Source organism: Vibrio sp. OPT46 (genome assembly GCF_015163535.1).
In the GTDB taxonomy this organism is placed as follows: domain Bacteria; phylum Pseudomonadota; class Gammaproteobacteria; order Enterobacterales; family Vibrionaceae; genus Vibrio; species Vibrio alginolyticus.
Window position 1 is genome coordinate 5,301 of the sequence record NZ_JADDYG010000120.1, and the last position, 4,047, is coordinate 9,347.

4 protein-coding genes are annotated in these 4,047 nt (G+C 41.9%); 2 read left to right on the forward strand and 2 right to left on the reverse strand.

The genetic code is table 11. The features are described from left to right. The coding region (locus IQR33_RS05250) for a homocysteine S-methyltransferase family protein (protein WP_193843575.1) at positions 1-411 on the forward strand (411 nt) is incomplete at its 5' end. Between the two features lie 151 nt (positions 412-562). Here the strand turns inward: IQR33_RS05250 and IQR33_RS05255 are convergent. Continuing rightward, a complete protein-coding gene (locus tag IQR33_RS05255) occupies positions 563-1,555 on the reverse strand; it encodes a zinc-binding dehydrogenase (protein WP_064376739.1) in 993 nt (330 codons plus the stop codon). Between the two features lie 346 nt (positions 1,556-1,901). Between IQR33_RS05255 and IQR33_RS05260 the strand changes: the two genes are divergently transcribed. Further along, entirely contained in the window at positions 1,902-2,975 is a 1,074-nt protein-coding gene (locus IQR33_RS05260) for a permease (RefSeq protein WP_228010009.1), read from the forward strand. A 98-nt stretch (positions 2,976-3,073) separates the two neighbouring features. On the opposite strand, the gene IQR33_RS05265 is transcribed toward IQR33_RS05260, so the two are convergent. After that, positions 3,074-3,835 carry a transporter substrate-binding domain-containing protein gene (locus tag IQR33_RS05265; protein ID WP_193837353.1) on the reverse strand — a complete coding sequence of 254 codons (762 nt, stop codon included), beginning with the start codon at positions 3,833-3,835 and terminating at the stop codon, positions 3,074-3,076. Between the last annotated feature and the right edge of the window lie 212 nt (positions 3,836-4,047).

Sequence of the window (4,047 nt, forward strand, 5' to 3'; positions counted from 1 at the left end):
CTTGCTTTCACCTTAATGGATGAGCCTAACTCTTTGCCTCGCCTTCGCTCAGGGGAATCTCTTAAAGTCGCGGTTAATACGCTGTTGAAAACAAATGTTTCAGGTATCTTTTTCAATTGCTCTATTCCTGAAGTTGTCGAGCAATCGATCATTGATACACAAGCAGTATTGAGTGAGTCAGGTAGAGAATTGACGATAGGTGTTTTCGCAAATAGCTTTGCTCCGATAAAGCAAGCGCACCAAGCCAACGAGACCATTCAGGAAGTTCGTCATTTCTCTCCGACTGAATATCTTGAGTATGCTAAAAAGTGGCATGCGCAGGGAGCGAGCATTATTGGTGGTTGCTGTGGGATTGAACCACGTCATATTAAATTGCTAGCGACTTGGAGAGACACTCTCGAAAACGCCTAATTTTGGTGAAGCGCAGGGAAGTATGACAAGAGATTTTGTTTTTTATTCATCGTTATAGATAAAATAAAGGCCTTTCATATCTGGCAAAGTAACAAGATGCTTTAACTTGCTCATTCATTACCTTGCCAGTTTGCCTCGAGACTTTTATTAATTATTTTTGGTTCAGATTAACGACAATCTTTCCAACTGTTCTCTGATTTCGCATGTCCAAGAGTGCGTTACCTACATCTTCTAAGCCGATGATCTTCAGTTTCGGTACTTCCAATTCTCCATTTTCTAATAGCTCAGACACTTCCTTTCCGGCATTAACGATACTTGCAAACCCTCTCTCGCCAAAGACATGACCAGAGCCCAAACTTATTTGGTGGAAGCCCAAGCCTTTTAAGAAGGCATCTGGATATTGAGAAGGGTCGACAGTCTTGACGAGCTCCACCATTTCGCCCTCAAAGGTTAACACCGAGGCTGCAATTCGGTCGTTATCACCGCCTACACAATCGAGTGCAACCTCAACGCCATGATTTCCGGTAATGTCCATTACTCGCTGAACTACATCTTCATGATGATAATCAATCATATGGGTTGCTCCTAACGAGGACAAATATGCGTGATTAGCTTCTGAACTAGTAGCAATGATCTGTTCAACACCAAATGTCTTTGCTAACTGAATAGCAAAGCTTCCAACGCCACCAGCACCTCCGGCGATAAAAATGCTGCTTCGATTTGAAATATCGAGCTTGTCTACCAAAGCGCGATATGCGGTCCAGGCTGCGCAAGGTGTAGATGCTGCCACTTCAACCGGAACCTGAGGGTGCTTTATAAGCGTTCTTGAATCATGGATAGCAAATTCAGCGAATCCTCCGTGATGGCGTCTCATGTTTCCGTGATACAACACTTTATCGCCAACCTTCCAATCAACGACCGCATCGCCTACAGAGACTATTTCTCCTGATACGTCTAACCCGCCAACAAAATTGTTATCCATGTTAGTGACCATGTCTGACCAATAATGAATTTTTGCATCGACAGGGTTCAAACCAACAGCGTTAACTTTAACCAATACATCAAATTGGGTTTCTAGTTTTGGTGTAGGTAATTCGGATAAAGAGAAAGTATCTTTATCTCGTTGGTAAGTTATCGCTCTCATAGGTTTTCCTTATTATTAAGAATGGTCGAAAGTCATACTAACTCAGAGGGTGTTGCTGCAATAATTATGGTTTTTTCTTATTTTGATAATTTTAGGTTATGTTTGATAAAAAGGATTCGAGATGCTCTGAAATTATCATCGACAACCAGTCTGCATAGCTAACGACATGTAACTTTATGATAAGTAATGACTAGTTTTATTATTCCATTTTTATGGAAATATTTTGTTGATCTTTTGTTTTGTGATTCTATAATTCCAGAAATATCGAAATAAAGGCTTATCTATCAGGTAAGCTTGTTAGCGAAAAATGACGAGGAGAGTAAATGTGAATACAGAAATTATAACTATGGCTAAAGAAGCGCTGGATATGTTTGCGTTTCTAGCAACCGAACTTATCATCTTATTTCTGGCAATTAGCTACATTGTCGGTGTGTTGCAAGATTTTCTAACGCCAGAAAAAATTCAATCTATTCTCAGCTCGAAAAAGGGTAAAGGTTACTTCATTGCTGCGTTGCTAGGTTCGATTACGCCTTTCTGTTCGTGTTCGACCATTCCTTTCTTAAAAGGCTTGTTGCGTGCAAGAGCAGGTTTTGGACCTATGATGGTGTTCCTATTTGCAAGCCCGTTGCTTAACCCAGTGATTATTGGCTTGTTTGTGGTGACTTTTGGTTGGAAAGTTGCGGTATTTTACTTTGCTATCGCGATGTCAGTATCAGTGGTAGCAGGCTATGTACTTGAAAAACTAGGGTTTGAACGTTACGTCAAACCAGAAGCATATCAAGCGGTAGGTTCTTCTTCGTGCGGTACTTCTTGTGGCGATTCAAGCAAGAAAAAAGAAGAAGCGAGACCAGCATCAAGCTGTGATACCAGCGCCTGCAATGAACCTACGCCAGTTGCGGCGAAAACATCTTGTTGTGGTGATGTACCAAAACCTGAACCTAAAGTGGAAGTGTCCTGCTGTTCATCTGGCGGTAGTGCAACAGCGACAGTCGTGGAAGAGAAAGAGCCTAGCCGCTGGGTACGTATTTGGCAATCAACTTGGAAAGACTTTAAGCAAGTGTTCCCTTATCTCATGATGGGCATTGCGATTGGTTCATTTATCTATGGCTTCATCCCGACGGAGTTCATTGCGGAGTTCGCTGGTGAAGCGAAGTGGTACGCGATTCCGGTCGCAGCAATCATTGGTATTCCATTGTACATCCGTGCAGAGGCGGTCATTCCACTTAGCGCGGCACTAGTACAAAAAGGTATGGCTCTTGGATCTGTTATGGCGCTTATTATTGGTAGTGCTGGCGCAAGTCTTACAGAAGTGATTTTGTTGAAATCAATTTTTAAGAACCAAATGATCGCTGCCTTCCTAATCGTTATCTTAACGATGGCCATGGGAGCGGGTTACTTATATAGCTGGGCTTTTTTATAAAAATAACCCTCGGGCGATTGCTCGAGGGCTCTGTTTTTGTCGCCATATAGGGAAAGGGAAGTTTCCTATACCGCGCAGACTATAAAAAAATAACGAGGTTACTCGTAAATACTATAGGAGAAATACTTGCTGGCGATGGTTTTATGCTTACCGCTCTGGATCAATTTTTGTATTCCGCTATCGAGTAATGCTTTTAATTCTTTGTCTTGCTTTCTCACTGCTACGCCAATGCCACGGCCGAACCACTTTTCCTCTGTAAACGCTGGTCCAGTAAAGTGATAGCCTTTACCTTGTGCAGTTTCAAGAAAACCAGCACTTAAACCGATTGAGCCGCCAAATACAGCATCTAACCGTCCATTGAGTAGATCGATAAATGCCTCATCGAACGTACCATAACGACGAATATCAATATCTGGATACAAGGCAGAAAGGTACTTATCACCAATTGTGGCTCTTTGAACTCCAATAGATAAACGATTTAGGCTGCCGTCATCCATGTTGATTTCTCTATCATTTTTCATTACAAAACGAGTCGGTACTTTTGCATAAGGGACGGTGAAATCGACTTTCTTTTCTCGTTCTTCTGTGATTGTCATTGCAGCAATAATCGCATCGTTCTTGCGACTAAGGAGAGAAGGGATGATGCCATCCCAATCCATTTTTGAGATAACGCACTTTACTTCTAACTCTTTGCATAACGCGTTAGCGAGGTCGACTTCAAACCCTTCTAGCTTTCCCTCTTTTGTCGTCCAGCTAAATGGGGGGTAAGCCCCTTCAACAGTGAAGCGAATTTGTTTCCACTCTTTCGCATGGCTGAAAACTGAAAATAAGCTAATAAACAATACGACTATCCATTTCATAAACGTTTCCTTGTAACTATTTGGAAACCAATGTTTAACACAAAGTAAGCAAATATCAATGAAAGTGCATATATGTGTGACCTTTCGCCCGCATTGTGTGAGCGAAAGGTTTTACGTGTATTACAGCTTATCTTCAATAGTTACGAGGGGAACTCTCGTTGAGACAGCGTGAAGTGCAATGTTGTGAATCATTTCATCGACCGTGGTACAGC

Coding starts and splice junctions, on each gene's coding strand:
- IQR33_RS05255 (WP_064376739.1), bottom strand. CDS start 1,555: ATGAGAGCGATAACTTACCAACGAGATAAAGATACTTTCTCTTTATCC.
- IQR33_RS05260 (WP_228010009.1), top strand. CDS start 1,902: ATGGCTAAAGAAGCGCTGGATATGTTTGCGTTTCTAGCAACCGAACTT.
- IQR33_RS05265 (WP_193837353.1), bottom strand. CDS start 3,835: ATGAAATGGATAGTCGTATTGTTTATTAGCTTATTTTCAGTTTTCAGC.